This window comes from Acetobacterium fimetarium (assembly GCF_014284475.1).
Taxonomy (GTDB): Bacteria; Bacillota; Clostridia; order Eubacteriales; family Eubacteriaceae; genus Acetobacterium; species Acetobacterium fimetarium.
In genome coordinates this window covers 270377-293352 of the sequence record NZ_WJBC01000001.1, presented here as the reverse complement: position 1 = coordinate 293352, position 22976 = coordinate 270377, and the positions used below count along the sequence as shown (strand labels likewise).

Annotated in this window: 16 protein-coding genes; 11 read left to right on the top strand and 5 right to left on the bottom strand. The window is 44.9% G+C overall.

Features of this window, described 5'->3' with window-relative positions; all coding sequences use genetic code 11:
- The first annotated feature begins 129 nt into the window (after window positions 1–129).
- A complete protein-coding gene (locus GH808_RS01260; protein WP_186840984.1) occupies window positions 130–741 on the top strand; it encodes a Maf family protein in 612 nt (203 codons plus the stop codon).
- Between the two features lie 140 nt (window positions 742–881).
- On the opposite strand, the gene GH808_RS01255 is transcribed toward GH808_RS01260, so the two are convergent.
- Complete coding sequence (locus tag GH808_RS01255) at window positions 882–1943, bottom strand: DUF3089 domain-containing protein (protein WP_186840983.1); 1062 nt, start codon at window positions 1941–1943, stop codon at window positions 882–884.
- Window positions 1944–2395: 452 nt separating this feature from the next.
- On the opposite strand from GH808_RS01255, the gene GH808_RS01250 reads away from it, so the two are divergent.
- The 4 genes from GH808_RS01250 (at window position 2396) to GH808_RS01235 (ending at window position 7679) form a co-directional block, all read left to right on the top strand.
- A complete protein-coding gene (locus GH808_RS01250; RefSeq protein WP_186840982.1) occupies window positions 2396–3697 on the top strand; it encodes an alpha/beta hydrolase family protein in 1302 nt (433 codons plus the stop codon).
- A gap of 61 nt (window positions 3698–3758) precedes the next feature.
- Window positions 3759–4214: a LytTR family DNA-binding domain-containing protein gene (locus GH808_RS01245; RefSeq protein ID WP_186840981.1), complete on the top strand. Its 456-nt coding sequence runs from the start codon at window positions 3759–3761 to the stop codon at window positions 4212–4214.
- Complete coding sequence (locus GH808_RS01240; RefSeq protein WP_186840980.1) at window positions 4204–4632, top strand: DUF3021 family protein; 429 nt, start codon at window positions 4204–4206, stop codon at window positions 4630–4632. Before GH808_RS01245 ends, GH808_RS01240 begins: the two co-directional genes overlap by 11 nt.
- Before the next feature lie 188 nt (window positions 4633–4820).
- A complete protein-coding gene (locus GH808_RS01235; RefSeq protein ID WP_186840979.1) occupies window positions 4821–7679 on the top strand; it encodes a methyl-accepting chemotaxis protein in 2859 nt (952 codons plus the stop codon).
- Window positions 7680–7844: 165 nt separating this feature from the next.
- Here GH808_RS01235 and GH808_RS01230 read toward each other — a convergent pair whose 3' ends face one another.
- Entirely contained in the window at window positions 7845–9017 is a 1173-nt protein-coding gene (locus tag GH808_RS01230; protein WP_186840978.1) for a M20 metallopeptidase family protein, read from the bottom strand.
- A gap of 240 nt (window positions 9018–9257) precedes the next feature.
- On the opposite strand from GH808_RS01230, the gene GH808_RS01225 reads away from it, so the two are divergent.
- The 6 genes from GH808_RS01225 to GH808_RS01200 all read left to right on the top strand — a co-directional run bounded on the left by GH808_RS01225 (window position 9258) and on the right by GH808_RS01200 (window position 19358).
- Window positions 9258–9758 carry a MarR family winged helix-turn-helix transcriptional regulator gene (locus GH808_RS01225; RefSeq protein WP_186840977.1) on the top strand — a complete coding sequence of 167 codons (501 nt, stop codon included), beginning with the start codon at window positions 9258–9260 and terminating at the stop codon, window positions 9756–9758.
- A gap of 88 nt (window positions 9759–9846) precedes the next feature.
- On the top strand, window positions 9847–11040 hold the full coding sequence (locus GH808_RS01220) for an ArsA family ATPase (protein WP_186840976.1): 1194 nt from the start codon (window positions 9847–9849) through the stop codon (window positions 11038–11040).
- On the top strand, window positions 11030–11251 hold the full coding sequence (locus GH808_RS01215; protein WP_186840975.1) for a hypothetical protein: 222 nt from the start codon (window positions 11030–11032) through the stop codon (window positions 11249–11251). Before GH808_RS01220 ends, GH808_RS01215 begins: the two co-directional genes overlap by 11 nt.
- Before the next feature lie 17 nt (window positions 11252–11268).
- Complete coding sequence (locus GH808_RS01210) at window positions 11269–12429, top strand: ArsA family ATPase (RefSeq protein ID WP_186840974.1); 1161 nt, start codon at window positions 11269–11271, stop codon at window positions 12427–12429.
- A gap of 170 nt (window positions 12430–12599) precedes the next feature.
- A complete protein-coding gene (locus GH808_RS01205; RefSeq protein WP_186840973.1) occupies window positions 12600–16709 on the top strand; it encodes a PEP/pyruvate-binding domain-containing protein in 4110 nt (1369 codons plus the stop codon).
- Between the two features lie 240 nt (window positions 16710–16949).
- Window positions 16950–19358: an HD domain-containing phosphohydrolase gene (locus GH808_RS01200; protein WP_186840972.1), complete on the top strand. Its 2409-nt coding sequence runs from the start codon at window positions 16950–16952 to the stop codon at window positions 19356–19358.
- Window positions 19359–19383: 25 nt separating this feature from the next.
- Here GH808_RS01200 and GH808_RS01195 read toward each other — a convergent pair whose 3' ends face one another.
- The 3 genes from GH808_RS01195 to GH808_RS01185 form a co-directional block, all read right to left on the bottom strand.
- A complete protein-coding gene (locus GH808_RS01195; RefSeq protein ID WP_186840971.1) occupies window positions 19384–20049 on the bottom strand; it encodes a helix-turn-helix domain-containing protein in 666 nt (221 codons plus the stop codon).
- Window positions 20050–20149: 100 nt separating this feature from the next.
- Window positions 20150–21061 (bottom strand): DHH family phosphoesterase, encoded by a 912-nt coding sequence (locus tag GH808_RS01190; protein ID WP_186840970.1) that lies wholly within the window; start codon window positions 21059–21061, stop codon window positions 20150–20152.
- Window positions 21062–21410: 349 nt separating this feature from the next.
- Window positions 21411–22781: an LPXTG cell wall anchor domain-containing protein gene (locus GH808_RS01185; RefSeq protein WP_186840969.1), complete on the bottom strand. Its 1371-nt coding sequence runs from the start codon at window positions 22779–22781 to the stop codon at window positions 21411–21413.
- Between the last annotated feature and the right edge of the window lie 195 nt (window positions 22782–22976).

Sequence of the window (22976 nt, the reverse complement as noted above, 5' to 3'; positions counted from 1 at the left end):
ATGCAATTAAAATTTTTGATAATGATCGGGATTGAGTTTATAATGAAAATAAACAGGTCATTGCGAAAGTGCAGTTAGCGTGACGATCAGTTTCGCAATGATCTCATGAAAAAAATATGGAGGTGAAATTTGCAACCTGAAATAATTCTGGCCAGTCAGTCGCCCCGAAGACGGGAACTGTTTAAACTGGCTGTTAAGGACTTTACGGTAAAAGCGGCGGAAATAAATGAAAAGGAAATAGAAACAGCGGTTTTAGAAAACCGAGATGAGGATTTTCTGGAAACGGCAAAGAAACTGGTTATCGAGCTTGCCTCGAAAAAGGCGGCAGAAATCCATCGAAAAAACCCGGATGCGCTGGTAGTTGGCGCGGACACCGTCGTTGTTTTAAAGGAAAACATTCTGGGCAAACCCCGGGATAATGAAGAGGCTTACAGCATGATCCGACGGCTTGCTGGAAAAATTCATCATGTGCTGACCGGCGTCAGCATAAAATTAGGATCGATGGAAGACCGGTTTGTATCGGTATCCCAGATCTGCTTCTATCCTTGGGACGAGCAGATGGAACGGGAAGTTCAAGCATATGTTGCTTCCGGCAAGGCCAGTGACAAAGCCGGTGCCTACGGTATTCAGGAAGAGGCGGGACTCTGGGTTGAATGGATTAAAGGGGATTACAACAACATCGTGGGGCTTCCGATTGCCGAGCTCAATAAAAGGCTGAATAAACTGATAAAGACAGTATAGTCAATTCAGATCGTGTAATGTTTGTTAAAATGCCGCGACACTTTGATAGTGCCACGGCATTTTTGGGGAAGTGTTTAAAATACTTTTGGTGAGGTCTGCTGGCCAGGAAGGATATCACTAAACTAAAGAAGAGAATCTGATTATTTACGATTCAACAGGTAATTTTGGGTTCGCAGTGCTGCGTTTGCCTGAATATCATAGTAGTAAAAGGGGAAATCAAAGCTATGAAAAACCCCTCTGCCAAACATCGCGTTCCCGGGAGCATAAGTATCCACATCGACGGTACTGCAAATAACAACACCTTTGGCTGTATCAACCTGGGCATCGGCAAAGTTCTTCACAACCACAAAGGTGCCGTCATCATTTTTAACCACAGAACCGTCCGGATTCAACTGGAGTGAACCCAGGTTATCTGAAGCAGGTGCTACTGTTTCGTCAGTGGTCCAGCTGATCGGGTTGATTGCTTTGGCACCGGCAACAACAACTCCATCGGTACCTTCAATGGTTGGGGCCTGGGTATTATAGGAAATGATAACCCCGGTGTCTCCGGCTCCCGTGGCGAATTTAAGGTGCGGATTCTGGGACAGATACTCATCAGTAACAGAATAACCAATGACATAGGCGGCGATCATACGATCGTTTACCTCGGGGTGTTCTTTCATATATTCCGACAGGATATAGATCATTACATTAGAACCCTGGGAATGACTGGCCAAAATGAATGGACGGCCGTGATTGTAGTTTTTTATGTAGTAGTCGAAGGCTGCCATTGCATCGGTCAGAGGAATGCCTTTGACAATATCCTGCTGTTCATCAACTGACATGGCAAGGGTTGAGCCAGCATCATCCTGGCGATAGTAGGGTGCATAGATATTGGCGATGTCTGAAAAGGCAGTGGCCTGTCGATCATAAGCCAGCTTTGATTGCTGGAGCATTACAGGGTTGTCAATCTCGCATACTATCGGGTCATCGGCATTCACCTTTGCCCATGCTGACGGGTAGAGGTAAAAAACATCCACGTCTTTGCTGAGATCCGTGGGCAGGTTCAGCCAGTGGTTACTCTGGCTGTAGTCAGTAGCCTGGATGGCATCAGATTTTTCCGTCTGTGCCTTGTCATCTTTTGTTGTGGTGCCGCATCCTGCGACAGCCAAACAGCAAAATAAAACAGTGAGTGATAAAAATAATGATTTAACAAGCTTCATTTTCTTTTCTCCTTTTTTTCGAATGTTTGTTTGATACCCTTTTTATATTGCTTTATGCAGGCAATTATAAGTTGAATACCGAATGATTATGATAGTTTTGAAGAAAATGGGAAGATGAATAAACCCAAAGAAATCCATACATAAAAAATCCTCCCGGGAAGTGCGGGAGGATTTTTTATGTATGGTCTTAAGCGTAGGTATCAAAAATATTCATACTCGGAATTTTTTGTGTGGCCGTGGTTTGCTGGGCCGTCATTTGTTGACTGGGTGCTTCAGTTGCTTGTTTTTCAGTAGACTGTTTCTGTAATTCCTGAATTCGAGCTTCAAGTTGTTGAATATGAGATTGGATCACTTGCATCTTACGTTCATTTTTTGCATCTTGCGGGCAGTTATATTGTGGTGAAGCAAAGAAGGCGATATACTTTCCACTATAAAAAGAGAAAGAGGAGAGTATGATGATTGGTATTATTGTTTTAGTGAGTTTGATTTTGGCAGAACTCTTTTTTAACGGCTTCTGCATCTTAAAAAAGAAAAGCTATCGTAAGGAGAAGGCAATTTTAAACTGCTGTGAGCTTGGGCTGTTTGTGCTGCTTGCGTTGGCTGGTGTTATTCAATGGAGTTTTCGCTGGGGGCTACTGGCCGTTTTTCTAGTGGTTAGAGGGATAATGGCGCTGGTATCTCTGGTACGAAAAAAACCGGAAAAGAATTACAAACTTACAAAAGTTCTGCTAAAAACAGTGGTCAGCCTTTTTCTGGTGATGCTTGTGTTAACGCCGGCACTGGTCTTTCCCCAGACCACGCAGCTGAAACCGACGGGTGATTATGATTGCGAGACAGTCAGCTATACATGGACTGACAAAAACCGGGTGGAGACGTTTCGGGAAGATGGTTCCAATCGAAAAGTAACGGTTCAGTTCTGGTATCCGGTAACAGAAACGGATGAGACATTTCCGCTGGTTGTTTTCTCCCACGGCGCATTTGGCTATCGGATGAGCAATTTGTCGACGTTTGAAGAACTGGCAAGCCATGGTTACGTGGTCTGCAGCATCGATCATCCCTATCACGCTTTTTTCACGAAACAGACAGATGGTGAGATCATTCCTGCCAATCGTGAGTTTATTCAAGCGGTCTTAAGTGCCAACGGCGAGGGAGCCGATGAAGCAGAGATTTTCAGCCGCTCAAGAGAGTGGCTGGCGCTACGCTGCGGTGATATGAACTTTGTACTGGATACCATTGCAGAGCAGACTCAGAACAATCGGGAGGAGCTGGTATATCAGTGTATAGATTTCACAAAAATCGGTGTGATCGGTCATTCCATGGGTGGTGCGGCTGCGGTTGAGCTGGGAAGAGAACGGACGGACATCGATGCAGTCATCGATCTGGAAGGAACCATGTTTGGAGAAGAAACGGCCTATGCAAACGGAGCCTACCAGTTCAGGGACACGCCCTATCTCTTGCCGTTGCTCAGCATCGATTCAATGGCATATCATGAAGAGGCCGATAAATACGGTGATCTTTATGTCAACAATGTCGTTCTGAAAAATGCCCAGGATGCGATGGAAGTCCATTTTATCGGCGCCGAACATCTCAATTTCACCGATCTGCCGCGGTTTTCTCCAATCTTGGCATCCTATCTGGGCGCTGGTGAAATTGATCCGGATTATTGCATAAACACCATGAATGGTGTAATCTTAGAGTACTATAATCATTATCTGAAAGGCGATCCAGAATTGTCGATTCAGGAAACCTATTAAATAGTGTATCTCATAGGCTAAAAGAATATTTAGTCTACCCACACACTTGAAAGAGGAAACGATGAATGTATGCATAAGAAAAATACCCAGAACTCAGGATGAGGAAGTTCAGATCCGATGCCATGTAGTAACAAAATCAGTCCGCGAACTGGAAATGCTGATCAAGTCGAGGCAGGAGCGTCTGGAAGGGACACGAGACGGTCGGTCATATGCCATAACGCTGCTGGATATCTATTATGTGGAAGCGGTGGATCATCGTGTCTTTGCCTACTTAAAAGATGATGTCTATCAATTGAAAATGAAACTCTATGAATTTGAAACGGCGTATGGAGAGAACAGTTTTTTCAGATGTTCAAAGGCCGTTATCATCAACCTGATGAAGATTCAATCCTTAAAACCGGCGCTTAATGGACGGTTTTCGGCGAGCATGCGCAATGGCGAAGAGGTCATTATTTCGCGGAAATTTGTCGGTGAATTAAAAGACCGATTGCAGAAAGGAAAGTGCAATGATCGATAAAAATTTTCCCAAAAAGGTCTTGACGCATTATTTTGTCATCGTGACGCTGATCTGTTTAGCGATGGGCATCATGGGACTCTTCTTCGATGGAGAGCGATCTTTCGGCTATGAAGCTTTTTTTTCGCCTCTGATTTTAGGTGCGGTCAGTCTGTTGCCTGCCATGGTTACGTATTCCAGCAAGGAATTGACGTTCAGGCAGATGGTGTTCAGAAAATTACTGCAGCTGTTATTGATTGAAGTTCTACTGATGATTCTGGTATTTACAAATGGAGCAGAAGATCGGGCAGTCATGATCGCTTTTGCAGTAGCGGTAGGACTTGTGTATCTTGGGGTCAACGGCATCATGTGGATTCTTGATAATCAAAATGCAAAAGAAATGAATGCGGAACTTGCGCACTATCAGAAAGGTGAGAAATAGGATGGTTGTCATCATTTCATATAAAAGGATGACAAGGACAACCAAATGAATATAAAAAAACAAAATGCTGTAACATATAATTATTTAGTATAATATTGTAATATAATGTGGTATTATAATATTCCGTCAATTTAATTGCTGAAAGCATTTTGATTTTGGGGAAAATTATATTCAGGAGGAAAAGAAAAATGAAATGGATTTATGACATGAAAATCGGCGTAAAGCTGCTGGTGAGCTTCATCATTGTGGCATTACTGACCGGGATTGTCGGGATGATCGGAATTACCGATCTTAAAGCGCTTCAAAAACAGAATACGGCACTCTTTGAAGATATGACGCTGCCGATCGCGCAGGTCGGTCAGATTTCGACATCCTATCAGCGCATGCAGAGTATCGTACGGGATATGATTATCGAAAACAGCCCGGAGCTGATTCAGACCAATGCAGTTGAGGTCAACATTCGGAATCAGGAAATTGATGAGGCGGCCGCCAATTTTGAAAAATCGATCACCGATCCTGAAATGCAGGCTGCCTTTGACGAATTTGTTGCATCCCGAAAGGTTCTGGCTCAGGAGTTTGAGAAGGTGAAAGCGCTGGCCATCGAAAACAGAGATGCCGAAGCGTATACCCTGCTTTCAAATACAGGTTCCTACGAAATGGCCGCTTCGGCGCAGATGGATGCAATCAACAAACTGGTACCCATGAAACTGGATGAAGCTGATGCTCAGGCTGCTGCCGATACTGCCAGTGCAAACGCAACCATCACAACCATGATTATTGTCACACTTGTCTCTCTGGTTGTGGCCATCGCTTTTGGTCTAATCCTGCGTTTACTGATCAGCAACCCGCTGAAAAAAGCCAATCACATGATCAAAGAAATGAGCCGGGGGCATTTTGCCATGCGTCTTAACATGAAGCGAAAAGATGAAATTGGGGAAATGGCTGAGTCGATGGATACCTTCTCCGATGATATTCAGACCATTATTATTGGTACCATGAATCAGATTTCAAACGGTGATGTCAGTGCCAACGTGGAACCAAGAGATTCCGAAGATGAACTCTCTCCAGCTCTGAAACTGATTATTGAAACCATTCGTGGTCTGGTTGCTGAAGCCACGATGCTGTCGAATGCAGCAGTTCAAGGAAAATGGGATACGCGGGGCGACGTTGATCGTTTCAACGGCGGCTATAAAGAAATTGTGGCAGGCGTTAACGCCACTCTGGATACGGTCGTTGATAAGATGGTCTGGTACGAATCCATCATTGATGCGGTGCCATTCCCAATCCATGTCACCGACAACGACATGAAATGGATCTTCATGAATAAATCATTTGAAGACATGATGATCAACAACAATGTGATTAAAGACCGGGCTTCTGCCTGTGGCATGGACTGCTATAATGCCGGTGCCAACATCTGCCGGACTGAAAGCTGTGGAATCCGACGTTTGGTTGATCAGGGATTATCCGACAGTTATTTTGACTGGTTTGGCAATCACTTTAAACAGGATACTGCTTATCTCATGGATTCTCGCGGCGAGAAAGTGGGTTTTGTTGAAGTCGTCACGGATTTAACCGCCATGATCCGTGTCAGCGACTATACCAAAAACGAAGTAAACCGATTGGCAAACAACCTGATTCGGTTATCCGAAGGGGATCTGGCCTTCGACCTGGCCATCGGTGAAGCTGATGAATTCACATCCGAAGTCAGTGCCCAATTCAATGAAATCAGAAACAGTCTTTCTGAAGTCCAGACCTCGGTGGATAATCTGATCAGTGATGCCAGCATGCTGGCTCAGGCCGGCATTGACGGCCGTCTGGATACACGGGCTGATGCCGGTAGACACCAGGGGGATTTTGCCAAAATTGTGGACGGCGTCAACGCGACACTGGATGCTGTAGTTGCACCGGTTCAGGAAGCTTCTGCTACCCTGCAGGAACTGGCAAAAGGAAACCTGAACACTGGCATGATCGGTAATTACAACGGGGATTACATTGTCATCAAAGAAGACATGAACCAGACTGTCGCTTTCCTGAAACGCTATGTGGATGAAATTACACAGACACTGGAAGGAATGGGCCGTGGCAATTTGAATCAGCAAATCACCACTGAATATCTGGGCGATTTCCTGGCCATTAAAACAGCATTGAATGATATCACCACAAACCTGAGCAACACTATGGGTGAAATAAACGAAGCGGCTGGACAGGTGGAAGCCGGTGCCAATCAGATTTCCGATGGCGGACAGGCGCTGTCTCAAGGTACTACCGAACAGGCCAGCTCCATCCAGGAACTCACCGCTTCAATTGAAGAAGTGGCCGGAGAGACCAAGCAGAACGCCATGCATGCCAATGAAGCAAATGAAATAGCGATGCATGTCCGTAAAAATGCGGAAGTCGGAAATGTGCAGATGAACAAGATGGTTACCGCCATGGTGGATATCAACGATTCTTCCAACAGCATTTCCAAAATCATCAAGGTCATTGACGATATTGCCTTCCAGACCAATATTCTGGCGCTCAATGCGGCGGTGGAAGCAGCCCGGGCCGGTCAGCACGGCAAAGGCTTCGCCGTCGTGGCGGAAGAAGTGCGAACCCTGGCTGCCAGAAGTGCTGAAGCGGCCAAAGAGACAACCGGTCTTATCGAAGGTTCTATTGACAAGGTAGAAGCAGGAACGAAGATTGCTGATGAAACCGCAGAGAGCTTAAAAGAAATACTGGCTGAAATAGAAAAAGTTGCGCGTTTGGTGGGAGACATTGCGACGGCATCCAATGATCAGGCGTCGGAAATTGCCCAGATCAATCAGGGCATCGAACAGGTTTCCCAGGTGGTACAAACCAATTCCGCTACCGCGGAAGAAAGCGCAGCTGCCAGTGAAGAACTCTCCAGTCAGGCGGAAATGCTCAAACAAATGGTCGGAGCCTTCCAGCTCAAAGGAACCGTCAACGGTTCCCAGATCATGAAGAAAAAGACGGCGGAAATTCCGGCTAAGAAAATCGACGTGGATGCCGCTCAACCGGTCATTATTCTGGACGACAAGTACTAAAGATTCACAACAAAGCCGCTTAAAAAATCAGATCAAATATCAGTAAGGCCCAAGCTCTATCGAGCTTGGGCCTTAAGCATGCCTGAATCAGCCTTTTCACATAGTTAGAATTAGCCTCGCTGATGGGTGGAATCATCAACCACCGGCTCAAAAGAAAAACAGCCACTATTTTTCTACAGCGATGTGACAGATGAGTTCACACAGTGTCTCGATGGCATAGGGAAAAATTGACTCATTAAAATCAAATCTGGAATTGTGGAGTGGATAATTGATGATGCTTTCTTGTGCGGCAAAAAAAACGATGCGAACGCCTTTGATTTGCTCAAAATAAAACGCGGCATTATCCCCGGCCAAATAAGGCGTTCTGCCGAGTATCACTCGACTTTTTTTAAAGACATTTTGCCCGATTTCAATGCCTGTTTTGACTAGATCCGGATCATTGAAGATGGGTGGGGTCCGCATTTCGACGGCCATTTTTATCTGCGTATTGGTTTTCTTTTCGATCTTTTGAAAATCCTGACCTAGGCAGCGGATCATTTCTTCCCGGTCTTTGGGAAGAAATGTCCGGAGCGTGCCAGTCATATCCACCGAGTCTGCCATGATGTTATTTTTCACGCCACCGTTGATGGTTCCGATGCCGATCACCGAAGGCATTTCCCTTTTCTGGCTGCTGCATTTTTTGATGGCACAGATGGTCTCACTTGCTGCATGGATAGCATCCGAGCCTTTTTCAACTTCACCCCAGTGGCTGGAATAGCCGGTAACATGAAGATCAAGCGAGCAGATTTCAGCGGTCGAGACCTTTTCCTGAATTTCCATGCCGAGGGGTTCGGAGTTGGCCAGATGAAAAATGATCATCCGATCAACGACTGGATTGGAAAGCGCGTCCGCACCGATCAAGGCCCGGGCCCCTTCACCGATTTCCTCAGCAGGCTCAAACAGAAATTTGACATTGCATTTCAGCAGCGAACTTTTTTGCTGAAGTATCTTTGCAACGCCCAAGGCGATGGCGACAATGCCATCATGGCCGCAGGCATGCATGACGCCAGGATATTTTGAAGCATAGTCGCAGGTTTTGTCATCCTGAATGGGTAGAGCATCCATTTCGGCACGCAGCGCGATTGTCGGAAAAGCAGAGCTGTTAAAAATCGTGGCAACGACGCCAGTTTTACCGACGACCTGATTGTCAATGTTCAGTTGACTTAAAAATTTGACGATTTTTTCGGATGTTTCAAATTCCTGAAAACTCAGTTCCGGATAGGTGTGCAAATCGCGGCGGATTGCAACAATTTCTGGCAGGATAGCTGTTATTTCATCACTGGTAACTATTTTGTTCATTAAATTCCCTCTTCACAATGAATTTATTTTCTTCAGTATAATATAAAATGCCAACAATTTCAGCAATTGAATTGCATAAATCGGCCAAATTTTATGATAGCCTTCCTGAGTGCTTGGAAAAATAGCAGGTCATGACCAAGCAGCAAAAAAAGTATTGACAAAATAATACTTCGAGAGTAGAATCAAAATAGTTCATGAACCGAATCAATGCGATGGAAATAAAAAAAAGGAATGAAGACAATGGAAAACGGCTTTAACGGCAATTTCGAAGCGATGATATTTGAGTACATCGACAAGATAAAATATCTCTTATCACCGGAACTTTGGGAAAATGAGCTCTTTAACTGCTCGAAAAACGAGCTGTTTGTGATGCTCCTGCTGTACCGGAGAAGCGGAGTGAATATGACCCAGGTTGCCGAGTATATTGGAGCACCCCTCAACACGGCGACAGGAATTGTGGCGAGGATGGAAAAGCGCGGGCTGGTTGCCCGGGAAAGAAGCGTTGAAGACAAACGGGTGGTCACCATCCAGTTGACGAATGAGGGCCTGAGTACGATTAAACGTATCATCAGCGCGATCGTTCACTACGGGCAATTGGTGATGGAAACTTTTACCCGGGACGAGATCACGCTGGTCTTCAAACTGATTGACAAGGTGATGGACACCCTGAGCCGGGATCGAGAGAAAAACACCAAGCCGGAAGACGCCGGATCCAGGGTCAGAAAAATTACAATCGAGTAACATGAAAAGCTGCCGTCAGGCAGCATCTTTTTAAATAATACTTCGAAAGACGAACAATTCGAATAACGAATGAAATTTGGAGGAAACAATGAAACGAATACTTTTTTTTACGGGAAAAGGCGGCGTTGGAAAAACGAGTGTAGCCGCCGCCCATGCACTGAAGTCATCAAAAGAGGGGAAGAAAACCCTGATCATCAGCACGGATATGGCTCATAATCTGGGGGATCTTTTCGATATGCCAGTTGGCAAAACGGAAGTTCGGGTGGCTGAGAATCTGTATGCATTAGAAGTGGATGTCAATGATATGATCGAAAATGAGTTTAAAAACATCATGCAGGCATTTGCTAATCTTATGGGTTCCTTTAATCAGGACGGCATTGAAATGGATGAGTTCACTATGATGCCGGGGATGGATGAGTTGTTCTCCCTTCTGAAAATCCAGGAGGTCTACAAGAAAAGCGATTATGAACGGATCATTGTGGACTGTGCGCCGACGGGAGAAACCCTCTCGCTGCTGAAATTTCCGGAGCTTCTGTGTTGGTATATGGATAAATTTTTTCCGATGGGAAAACTGGCCATGCGGGTGCTGTCTCCGGTGTCAAAGTCCTTATTCAAGATTCAATTGCCGGATAAGCATGCCATCAGCGATATTGAAAAACTCTATCTGGAGTTGATTGAACTGCAGGAGCTGCTCAAAAACAAGGCGATCACCTCGGTCAGACTGGTCACAATACCGGAGAAAATGGTTGTCGAAGAAACGAAACGGAATTACATGTACATGAAACTTTACAATTACCATGTGGACGGGGTTTTCATCAATCGCATCCTGCCAAAGGATATTGACAATCCGTTTTTCGATGAGTGGGTCGCCATTCAGAAAACCTATATCGATGAGATCCGTCATTGTTTTGAATCCGTTTCGCAGTATCAAATTCCCTGGTATGACACGGATCTCCTGGGGCTGGATTCGATCAACCGGATCTGCGAAGACGCTTTCGCCGGCAGCGATGATCTGTTCGATATCCGGGATAGCGTCGATGGCGAGCGTTATGAAGCCACGACGAACGGCTATGCCATGAAACTGTATCTGCCGAACATTTTAAAAGATGAGGTTTCGGTCAATCTTTCCGGAGCGGATGTGATTGTAAAAATCGGCAACTACAAGCGGAATATCCCCATGCCGAATACACTCCGGGGAATGGAAGTCACCAGTGCCAGGTATGATGAAGATACCCTTGTTATTCAGTTTGAAAAATTATTGGAGGCTAGCAATGAATCGTGAATTTATCGAAAAAATGATCCAGGCGAAGAAGATCGAGAAGGAAGCCGTTCTGTCGCTTCTGCCCAAATCCATGTCCGGGCATATGGATGTCATTGAAAAGGAAATGAAAATGATGATCATGGATCTGGCAAAGGAATGCGTTGCGGAGTCAGTCCGAGCTGCGGGCGATCCGGAAGAAGAGAAAAAAGTCAGGAAAGTTTCAATCAGTTGAAAGAGGAGAGCGGAAAAATGAGAATTATTTTATATACTGGAAAAGGCGGGGTTGGCAAAACCAGCGTGGCAGCTGCCACTGCGGTGAAGGCGGCAAAAGATGGTAAGCGAGTTCTGATTATGAGCACCGATCAGGCTCACAGTCTGTCGGACTCTTTTGGTGTAAAACTGGGAAATGAACCGGTCGCAATCATTGACAATCTCTGGGGACTAGAAATTGACGCCATCGTCGAAGGTGAACGAGCCTGGGGGAACATGAAGAACTACATGAAGCAATTGCTGACTGCCAAGGCCGAAGGCGGCATCGAAACGGAAGAACTGCTGGTATTTCCCGGGCTGGAGGAACTGTTTTCGCTGTTTAAAATCATTGATATCTATGAGCAGAACCGCTATGATCTTTTAATCGTGGACTGTGCCCCAACCGGGGAAACCATGTCGTTACTGAAGTTTCCGGAAATGTTCGGCAATATGATTACCACTATGCTTCCGATCAAACGCAAAGCCAACAAGGTGGCGGGCCCGATGGTTGAAAAAGTCATGAAAATCCCGATGCCGGAAGACAATGTCTTTGATGATATCGAAAGACTCAACCAGAAGCTCTGTCAGCTCCAGACCATCATGACCGATCCAAAAATTCTGAGTATCCGCATTGTCACCACCCCCGAACGGATTGTCATCAAGGAAGCGAAACGCAATTTTACCTATCTTCATCTGTATAACTATAATATCGATGCGGTCATTGTCAACAAGGTCTATCCCAGACAGGCATTGGACGGTTATTTCAGCAAATGGATCAGCCTTCAGGAAGAAGGCCTCAACGAAATCAGAGCAAGTTTTTCCGGTGTGCCGATTTTCACACTGATGCTGCTGAATAAGGAACTGAAATCGCAAGACGTGCTGCTTAAAGCAGCTGAAGCAATTTTCGGCGCGACGGATCCCACACAAGTTCTGTTTGCGGATAAAATCTTTGAAGTGAAAAAAGAAAACGACGACTATTACTATATTCTCAATGTGCCGTTTACGGAAAAAAGTGAAATGGATATGGGCCAGAAGGGCAATGAGCTGATGATTCAGATCAAGAATCAGAAACGTTGCTTCGTCCTGCCGGAAGTATTGAAGAGCAAAAGAGTGGAAAGTGCGCAGTACCGTGAAGACAAGCTTTATGTGAAATTTGTTTAGCGAAGAAATCAGAAAATAAGTATAAAAAAGTGTTGTTGTCGAAAATTTGTTTGCTGATTTGATCAAAAAACCAGTAAAATTTTTCGACGGCAGCACTTTTATTTGATGGATTGTGCTATACTAACCACAAGAAGAAAACGTTTACGTTCGAAAGTGGGGGGGATAAAAAAATGGCTGATGTTTTTTATTCAAAGGCTTTGGAAGCCAATCTTACCCAGACCCGGGAAACCAACATCACAATACCGGACAGGCAGCAGTGGTTTGGTGAACTGTCAAAACCGTACTGGGGAATTTATAAAAGAACCCATGAATTTCTCGTGGAATTAAATCACAGATACCGCAATAATCAATATGTCATCGAGTCACTCCAGACCATCTGTCTTGGAGATTTATGGCTGTATCACGCCCTTGAGGATTCCGAAGAGGCGCTGCGCGTGCTGCTCGCGATTATCCAGTCGGTTCTGAATTCCAAACTGGAAGACAGCCAAAAAGCCCTACTCAGTCAGGTGCTGATTCGTTTTATCGATCAGCTGGCTAAGCTGGATGACTGCCCGAAGGCGATTATTCAATTCGGTATCGACGTTCTGAAAGAAAATATGGCGCTGAACGAACTTTTATATGTAAAGATTTCGGGATTTTTTAAAATCTATTTAAGTAAAGTTGCCGATTATCCCGAATTCGCGCCCGCCATCCTGGAAATGATGGCCAATTTATCCGCGGGCTGCATCGATTACTGGGAAAGCACCTCGCTGGCCGAAGAATGGTTTGATTCGAAGCAGGCGCTTTTTCATCAAATGCGGATCGAAACGATCACAGAAATCGGCCATCCCTTTTTTGCGCAACTCCGGGAGAAACGGAGTCAGGCCAAGGTTTGGAATGATTTTGAGAAGCTGATGTTCTACAATGATATTGCCGATTATTTTCGAAGTTTCTCGGAAAAATTCACGTCCCACCTGGAAACACTATATTATCTTTACTATCTGCTGCATCTGCCGGGGATGACATCCCTCAACGATCATCTGATTTATGATGTGAACCGCAATCTGAGAAACATTTTTGATGAGCTGAATTCTAACGATATCACCGATTTTCTTAATACGATCATGAAAGAGTTTCAGGAATTGAAGGGGGAGCACGGCGACACGGTGCTGGATTGCGTCCTGACGCTGGGAAAAGAGATTATCGCCACCGGGGATGCGGGCAATATCAAATATTTTACCAAAGCACTGATTATGCAGGGCTTTCATTATCCGGGAAAACTGAGTCTCAATAACGACTGGCAGATTCTCATTGATTCCAATCATGTCAAAAATATCCGTGTCTGGCTGGAATTGATAGAGGAAAACCCCATGGTTATGCGGGAACTTTTGGCTGCTCTGATTGTGAATTTAAAACTGGGGGGGATTTTCATTTCCGATACCGATTTGTTTCAAAGAGATATCACCAGACTCCTGAATTCGGATATCACGCCGGTTTATCGTGAAATCAAGCAGCTGGCGCGAATTTTTCCCGTCTATTTCAAGGAAATCGGCGCCGAGGGAGAACTTCGCGATGCGACAACGGCCATCGATGAAGCCTCCCGGCGAAAAGACCGGCTGATCCATTTTATGCGCAAGCAGATTCATATCGAGAGCAATAATACCCACATTGATCTGACCAGAAAAATCATCAATTACTGGGGGGACGGAAACAGGGAACCGCTAAGGGACATCATTCCCATGGATATCTACAGCAATTTGGATCAGGCGAATCCGTGTTTTCTGAAACCCCATCAAACGATGATTCGTCTCTGTGCGGTGCTCGCAGCCAGTCCGGATGAGATTCTTAAGCTGGATATCGAAACCATCAGAAACGCCCTGAATGGGATTTCAGCTGATGCCAATTTGGATGTTGAGAGGGTGTTGTATATTTTTCGGGTTTATTTTCTGCTGCTGGAAAAATATTCGTTTGAATCCGAAGACGTTCTGGCAATGATTAATGGCTACAGCCTGCAGATCACTGGTGATCTGACTGACCTTAAGAATTATCTGATCAGCAATCGGAGAGAAGACGCCATCATTGAGATTTACCGGCTCATGCACCATCTGAAGCAGATCATACTGGATCCGAAGAAAAATGAGGCTTCCGAAATCATTTACTACAAGCGTCATATTGCCGCGGACATCCCTTCGATGTACGGTGAATATGCAGAGCCGAAATTCGATGCGTTGGGGTTGATGTACCGGCTGGAACGCGTCGTTGCGAAACTCATGGTCACAATCACCCAGCCGGCTCATTCCGAATACATTACCGCAAAGACCTTTCGCCAGATTTATCAAATTCTGGTGCTTTTCAAGGAAGGGCTGGCACTTGACGGAATCCGCAATCAGGGATTCAATTCCCATCTTGATATGCTAAAATTCGGGCTGACATCGCCCAGCTTTTCCATCGATCAGTACATCAATATTTTTCAGTTTATGGCAAATGATATCAAGCAGATGATCCGGGAGTACTTTTTTGATCTTTATGAGATGCCAATGAAGGCGATTATACCCCAGGTTCTGGACAAAAAAGGTGAAGGTCAGCATGAGGATAAACGTAAATTATACCATGTGGAGTCAGAAAAATTTCTGCGCGACAATCTGTCCACGGCTTTTCTGGTCCAGAATCTGGATAACTACATCACGGACACCCTCAATGGACTGAGAAGTATGATGAAAGACTACTCCGACACGATTATTCAAAGCATGCTGACCTATGACCTGGATCTGACCTTCAGCCTGTTAACGCAGAACTCTGATAAAATCGACAACCCGGTATTTCTGGGGGCAAAGGCTTATTTCCTTAAGAAGCTGATCACCTACGGCTTTTCCGTTCCGCCGGGATTTGTGATCACAACCGAGGTATTCCGGCATAAGGACACGATCGAAAGCCATCCGGACATGATGGCCGACATCGATCTGCTGATCGAGTCCCATATTGCAGTCATTGAAGGATTAACTGGCCAGCGTTACGGAAAAGCTGACAACCCGCTATTTTTCTCAATTCGTTCCGGTTCATCCATTTCCCTGCCTGGGGCGATGAAAACATTTTTGAATGTGGGCATGAACGAGGCAATAGCAGAGGCCTACAGCCAGCAAAAAGGATATGGTTGGACAGCATGGGACTGCTACCGGCGTTTTCTGCAAAGCTGGGGGATGGCCTACGGGATTGATCGGGATGTTTTTGATCGGGTTATCAAGGAGCACAAGGAACAACAGGGCATCGATTTGAAAATTCAGTTTACCGCAGCACAGATGAAGGCGATTGCCGAGAGCTATAAAATGGTGCTGCAAGACTACCGCATCGAAATCGAAGAAGACCCGTTCAAACAGTTAAAGCAGGCGATCCGCTCGGTGCTGGATTCCTGGTCGTCTGAAAGCGCGGTCTATTATCGCAATCATCTGCAGATTGCCGATAACTGGGGAACGGCAGTGGTCGTTCAGAAAATGGTGATGGGCAATCTGTCGCCCCGGTCCGGCACTGGGGTGGTCTTTACCACCAGTCCGTTTAACGGCCATTCCGGGATTAACCTCTATGGCGATTTTGCCCTCTGCAGTCAGGGCGAGGACGTGGTGTCCGGGTTGGTCAATACGCTGCCAATCAGTGAGGAGCAGCGCCGGAAGGATTATCGGGACAGCGGCATGTCCCTCGAATCGGGATTTCCAAAAATCTATCAAAAGCTTGTTCATTATGCCAACCGTCTGATTGAGGAGTATGGCTTTGTTCATCAGGAGATAGAATTCACCTTCGAATCGGATCGGGCCGAGGATCTGTATCTGCTCCAGACCAGAAATCAGGATCTGAAAAAGAAAATGGCGTTCTCCGGATTTTTGCTGCCACCCGATGAAATGAAACTGATCGGTCACGGCATCGGCATGAGCAGCGAGGTGCTCTCAGGTCTGCTGGCATTTGATATGGAAGATATGGACCGGCTGAAAAGGCAGCACCCAGCGGCAAAAATTATTCTGGCCCGTCCGGATACCGTGCCGGATGATATTCCCCTGATCTTTGTCTGCGATGGCCTGATTACCGCTAAAGGCGGCATCACATCCCACGCGGCGGTGGCAGCGACCAGCATTGGCAAAATCTGCATTGTCCAGTGCAGCGGTCTGGAAGTCAATGATTCCAGGAAGGAATGCATCATCAACGGTCATCTTTTCAGGTCGGGGGACAATTTGTCAATCGACGGCAGACTTGGCAATATTTACGAAGGCAGTTATGAGAGCGGAGAGAAAGGCTTTTTCGGGAGCAATAAATAAGCGCGCAGATTGAAAAATATGAAAAAACAGAACCGATGTATAATTTCAAGAGCCACAGCAAAAAGAAGTTAATTGCTGGCTTTGCTTTCTTACGCATTGGTGACAGATAATTCCAATATTCTTTTGATTTGGAATTATAAACTGTAGTATAATATAAGATAATTTTGCTGGATAACAGATTTTTTTTTAAGGTACACAGATGTTGATTGCACGATAAATTTTATTTGGTGAGGACTTGCGATGAATTTTCAAAAAATTTTGTTGACGCTGCTGATATATACGATTCCGATCATATCTCTTGCCTATGTTTTCGTCGGGACCCGATTGTTTAAGCAAAAAGTAAATGGACTGACTAACTCATTTTCATACTTAATGTTCGCCTCGGCGGTTTATGCAATGGGCTATTTTCTTGAGCTTAATTGTGTCGACTATAATACCTTTATTTTGGTCAGAAACTTCGAATTTTTGGGGATCCTGTTTATTCCGGCTTTTGCAATTCTCTTTATCGCGGACATAACAAAAACAAATGTTCAGATCGGAATAAAAGCTTTACTGATGGCAATTTCAGGTGCTTTGTGGATCGTCTTTCTGACCGACCCAGTACATCACTGGATTTATCAGAGCATCAAATTGCTGCCGCTTAATGGATTTGGCGTTGCCTATACCACGAAAGCATGCGGTTACTATTTTATTCTAGCTTATTATGCGGCGGTTTTACTTTTCTCGATGATCGCATTTCCAAAAGCATGGCGAAAATCAAAGACAGTCAGTTCGAAAAAAAGCTACCGCTTCTTGTTTATAACCTTTCAGTTGCCTTGGTTTGTGTTGTTATTCGTCGCTTCCGGTTCAGACATTTATTTTGATCCGACTCCAGCGGTTATTTTTCTGGTCTTGTCTCTAATCGGAATCAACGAATTAAAAAATGATTTTTTTGAATTGGAAATCAATCGCTGGAAAAACACATTCATTAATATGGATGAAATGACATTTCTGATCAATTCCTACAATGAAATTCTCTATCTGAACGAAAGAGCGGAGGAATTCTGGAAAGAACAGAAAAAAAATACCAGAGAGATCGTGAGAATTCTTGATAGAGGGGATGCTTTACGGATCCCGGTTAAATTTATGGTTAATCATGAAGCCAGGTGGTTTTATGTCAACAAAAACGTTTTTCAACGAAAAAGGAAACTTACCAGTTTCATTCTGACTGATGTTACCGAACGTCATCGCGCCAAGAAAGCTTTAAAGGAAAGTGAAGAAAAGCATCGGTTGCTGATCACGCAAATGACCCAGGGACTGGCTGTTCACGAAGTGATTCAGGATGAGTCCGGAAAAGTGACTGATTTCTATTTTGTTGATGCCAACGAAAGCTTTGCCAAGCTGATCGGACGGAATCGGGAAGACATTATCGGAAAACGCTCAAGGGAGTTGCTTCAAGAAATTGATGATGCACATATCGAAGAACTGGTGCAGGTCGCAATAAGCGGAGAAGCCTATCAGTATGAAGATTTTTTAAAGGGATTAGGAAAATATGTGGAAGTTGTCGTCTATTCGCCGCGGTACAGGCAGTTTGCAATGATCATCACGGATATTTCCAATCGTAAAAAGGCCGAATTGGAAATCAATTACTTAAGCTATCACGATTACCTGACGGGTTTATATAACCGACGTTTTTATGAAGCGGAATTGATCAAGCTTGACAGGCCGGAAAATCTGCCGATCTCGATGATTATGGCGGATGTCAACGGACTGAAACTCATCAATGATTCCTTTGGCCATACCATGGGCGATGAGCTGCTGGTTAAAGCCGCGCACATCATTTCATCAACTTGTCCGGAAGGCAGTGTTGTGGCACGATTGGGGGGGGATGAATTTATTGTCATCTTGCCTGAAACGGATAGTTTTCAGGTAGCTGAAATTGTCAACGAGCTGAGAGCAAGATCTTTATCAGAACGGATCGGCGCGCTGGATCTCTCGATTTCATTTGGCTATGAAACCAAGGATAATATGGAGCAGGATATCCAGGAAATCTATAAGCATGCAGAAGACGATATGTATCGGCACAAACTATATGAGAGTTCAAGCGTCAAGAGCAAAACCATCGATCTGATTATGAATGCCCTTTATGCCAAAAGCCGCCGGGAGATGCTCCATTCGAAAAGGGTGGGAAAATTATGCAAACAGATTGCAAAAGAAATGAACCTGGGAAAAGACATCGTCAATCAAATGGGAGTGGCGGGGTTGATGCATGATATCGGAAAAATGGGAATTGATGAAAACATCCTGAATAAAGAGGCCGAACTGGATGCCTCAGAATTTCAGGAAATCCAGAGGCATCCGGAGATTGGATTCCGCATCCTGAGTTCCTCCGACGAGTTTCTGGAAATCGCCCGATATGTATTTGAGCATCATGAGCGCTGGGACGGGAAGGGCTACCCCAAGAATCTTATCGGGAAGGAAATATCCCTTCAGGCCCGGATAATCGGAGTGGCGGATGCCTTCGATGCCATGACCTGCGACCGTTCCTACCGGAAGGGTCTGAGTGAAGAGGAAGCCGTTGCTGAAATCATACGCTGTTCCGGAACGCAGTTTGATCCGGATGTGTCCCGAGTGTTTCTCGAGAAAGTTCTAAAAAACGACAATTTTTAAAAAAGCCGGAAATCCGGCTTTTTTGTTACTCAATTTTAAAATATGGATTAAATTCGAAACCAATGGCATCAATAATTTCAGCACTCATTTTAACCAGTTCGGCAATCCTTTTTTCGTCAACACGCATAAATCGGAAATGCACAGTGGTGATGTAATCCAGACACTCCGACATGGTGCAGCTGAATTCATCATTTAAATATCCCAAACGTATTGCAGTGGTGGCTGCGATGGCACCACGGGCCAGCATACTGATTTCGTCGTTTTTATGGTTGATGTTCAGATGATACTGGCGGTCATGGATCTTATAGAGATCTTTGTAATGGGAAATAAATAAGATTTCATAATTATCTTTGTTACTTTCCTGCACAAATCGAGCCGCCTTTGGATCGATAAAGCATAGCATTTCGGACAGCCGAATTTCAATAGCCGTACTTAGCTGTAAATCATATTGCTTTTCAATGCAATTGAAATAATGATTGTAAAGCTTGAATGCAATGGTGTTTTTATTTCCGATAGTGAACTTGTCAGACACTTCTTTTGCCAGCAAGGATTTTGATTTGAAATAATAAGAAATCAAGGGTTTGGTGATGTTTAAAGCGTCTGCAATCTGATAAAAGTAAGTGTTGTTATACCCCTGTTCATAAAACAGTTCAGTCGCCAGGGATAAAATATTCTCACGTTGGTTAGCCATCTCTCCTCCTGATAATAATTATTTTTATTTATATTATATCAAAAGAAGTTCGTAAATAAAGTGTTTTTTAAAATAATTTAACATGTTAAAGACCGAGTGTCTATTTGTTTTTCAACACACTGGTGATTGCTGCGATGGTTGAATCAGCATCGTCATAGGGAACCTGGCAGGTTCCGACCATTTGATGACCGCCGCCGCCGTATTCTAACATCAGTTTTCCAATGTCCGCGGTACAGGTTCGGTTGAGAATGCTGTAGCCGCAGGCAATTGAGACGTTCTGTTTTTGTTTACCATCGACAATCCAGAGAGAAACATTCTGATCGGGATAAAGACTGTAAACCATAAAGCGGTTTCCGGTGTAAATGGTTTCGACATCTCTCAAATCAGAAAGAATGACGTTGTCGACGACTTTTGTGTGCGCCTTGACCATATCGGCAAAGAGTCTGGATTGTTCCCGGTAAAGCTCCACCCGCTCTTTAACATCGGGCAGTTCCAATATTTCTTCAATGGTTATATTTCTAAAATGATTGATGAGCTGTTCCATCAGCTGGTAATTACTGATTCTGAAATTTCGGAATCGGCCAAGCCCGGTTCTGGGATCAGAGATGAATCCCAACAGAATCCAGCCGGTAGGATTTAAGATCTCCTCTTTGGTCAGATTTCCGGAGTCCACCTTGTCAACAGAAAGAATCATCTTTTCATAACTGGGGAAGCGTGCCGCGCCGCCATAGTATTCATAAATGATTCGGGCGGCCGAAGGCGCCAGTCGACTTTCGCCTTTAACTGCCTGGTTCCACCCCAGACGATCCTGTTCAGATGAATGGTGGTCAAACCACATGCCGCAACCAGGGACATAGGGAACATTGGCCAGAACATCATTTTCAGTTGGGCTAAAGAGACCATCCTGCAAGTCTTTCGGATGAACAAAAATCCAGTCGTCAATGATACCGGCCTCTTTCAGCAGCATTCCACATATTAAACCGTCAAAATCTGAACGAGTAACTAAACGCATATAAAACCTCCTAAGAACGAATTGTAGTTTAACTTAATATTGGGTAAAATTAAAAAAAAGTGTTTACAGTAAAATATTTACCGCCAATCGATAAGAAATGAATTGTTTTTTTAATTATATCATTTTAGATTCCGATTTTCCATTATTTCTGGTTTAAAATATCAGCGGATATTGGAATGATACCGTTGGTTCTGCACTTGCAAAAAAACTCCTTTTCTGATGATGATAATTTGGGGACAAAATTCATCAGAAAAGGAGTTTGCCGGGGATTTACTCAACCGGTGATGCAAGGTCTAACCTGACGGGCATAAGTCATCATCCATTAAGGCGTAGCTGTTGGAAAAAAGAACTACATCTGTTTTTTTCGTTTGCCGATCGCAACCGCAGCACCCATCAGGGCCAGAAGGGATAGACCGGCGATGACTGCATCGGTTGCCGTGGTTTCGACTCCTGTTTTGGGATTGGATGATGCAGCATGGTGATGTTTGAAATGGCTTTTGTCTTTGCCACATAAGGGTTCAAGATACAGACAGGAAGCGGTCAGATCAACATCTCCGTAGCACGGACTAATGAAGACACCTTCTTCACCAGAGATCGCCAGTGGGTTGATGCCGCCGGTTGCGCACAGATCGAGAACGCCATTGTTGATGACAACCCAGCTATGGGCTGACAAACATTTAGCGGTACCGGTATCGGTCTTGGAACGTATCGTGGTATATCCGCCGTTGAAGACGATATCGTCAGCAGCCCAGATGCCGGTACTATCGGCACTGGTGCTGTCGGTGGCAATATCAATATTGCCGCCATTGGCAACAAAATCACCAAAAGAATACAGGCCATAGGCTGCTTTCCCGCCATTCTGAATGGCCGTAACATTGATGTTTCCGCCATTGACAATGAGGTCACTTGTCAAACCGCAGGACAAGATCCCAAAAGCGATGTCATTGCCGGGACTGGCGCTTCCGATTGCCGTGATATCGTAAGTTCCACTGTCAATCGTGATCCCTTTGCTGGCAAAAATACCGCCGCCAATATTGCCACCTGTTGCCTGTCCCTCAGCTATCAGGGTTCCGGTTCCGCTCATATTCAGATCGCCCTGAACATCAACGGCAAAACTGAAGTCGGTTTTCAGTACGTTGGTACCGAGCAGAACGAGTTTAAAGGTATCTGCATTTGAGATTGCATTCAGCTCTTCACCGGTAAAATTGTCGAGCGTCAATTCATTTGCTGCTGCATCAAAAATGTAATTCGTACCGGTTGGATTTACCAGTACATCGACGACTGTTCCACCCGTTAGTGTTAATTTGAGATAAGTGGCTGTCATTGCGGTGATGGTTTCTTCGTCAGCAATGATGGTTTCATCCGGTGTTGTTGCCGGTTGTGCGGCAACAGTGGTTGTTGCAACGGCCATGTCAGCGGCCGGAACGGTTGTAGCTGCGGTTGTGACTGCTAAATTATCGGTTGTGGCAACAACCGGAAGGGTTGCGTCGGTGCCTTGAGTAGCCGTTGCCAGGGTTGTATCCGCATCATTGTTTGTCGCTGAAAGGGGTGCAGCTTCATCCGGAACCGCTTTTGTTTCGGCTGTCAATACAACAATCGTGGTTTCGTCAGCAGCCGTATTCGCACCATCTTTTTCGGTAGCCAGAGCGGCGCCGGGTACACTCATGAATATCATCGCCATCACCAACAACAAAGACATCAGTTTGGACAGTTTTCTCACTTTACATTTCCTCCTTTTCAATCGCTTCTTTAGGCAACTCAGATCAACATCAATCGGAGTTTGCGTAAGAATTCGTTTGGTAACTTTGTACCCATCTTTGAAAGGGATACGCATTTCAGAAATGGCCGCCAGTGATAAATATTTCAAATCCTATCCAGCCAGCCGCGATTTTCAACACAACCCTGAAATTCGCGA

Excerpts from the sequence above, each read along its gene's own strand:
- GH808_RS01240 (WP_186840980.1), top strand. The coding sequence starts at position 4,204 with ATGATCGATAAAAATTTTCCCAAAAAGGTCTTGACGCATTATTTTGTC.
- GH808_RS01200 (WP_186840972.1), top strand. The coding sequence starts at position 16,950 with ATGAATTTTCAAAAAATTTTGTTGACGCTGCTGATATATACGATTCCG.
- GH808_RS01190 (WP_186840970.1), bottom strand. The coding sequence starts at position 21,061 with ATGCGTTTAGTTACTCGTTCAGATTTTGACGGTTTAATATGTGGAATG.
- GH808_RS01205 (WP_186840973.1), top strand. The coding sequence starts at position 12,600 with ATGGCTGATGTTTTTTATTCAAAGGCTTTGGAAGCCAATCTTACCCAG.
- GH808_RS01215 (WP_186840975.1), top strand. The coding sequence starts at position 11,030 with ATGAATCGTGAATTTATCGAAAAAATGATCCAGGCGAAGAAGATCGAG.
- GH808_RS01255 (WP_186840983.1), bottom strand. The coding sequence starts at position 1,943 with ATGAAGCTTGTTAAATCATTATTTTTATCACTCACTGTTTTATTTTGC.
- GH808_RS01225 (WP_186840977.1), top strand. The coding sequence starts at position 9,258 with ATGGAAAACGGCTTTAACGGCAATTTCGAAGCGATGATATTTGAGTAC.
- GH808_RS01210 (WP_186840974.1), top strand. The coding sequence starts at position 11,269 with ATGAGAATTATTTTATATACTGGAAAAGGCGGGGTTGGCAAAACCAGC.
- GH808_RS01250 (WP_186840982.1), top strand. The coding sequence starts at position 2,396 with ATGATGATTGGTATTATTGTTTTAGTGAGTTTGATTTTGGCAGAACTC.
- GH808_RS01235 (WP_186840979.1), top strand. The coding sequence starts at position 4,821 with ATGAAATGGATTTATGACATGAAAATCGGCGTAAAGCTGCTGGTGAGC.
- GH808_RS01195 (WP_186840971.1), bottom strand. The coding sequence starts at position 20,049 with ATGGCTAACCAACGTGAGAATATTTTATCCCTGGCGACTGAACTGTTT.
- GH808_RS01230 (WP_186840978.1), bottom strand. The coding sequence starts at position 9,017 with ATGAACAAAATAGTTACCAGTGATGAAATAACAGCTATCCTGCCAGAA.
- GH808_RS01245 (WP_186840981.1), top strand. The coding sequence starts at position 3,759 with ATGAATGTATGCATAAGAAAAATACCCAGAACTCAGGATGAGGAAGTT.
- GH808_RS01220 (WP_186840976.1), top strand. The coding sequence starts at position 9,847 with ATGAAACGAATACTTTTTTTTACGGGAAAAGGCGGCGTTGGAAAAACG.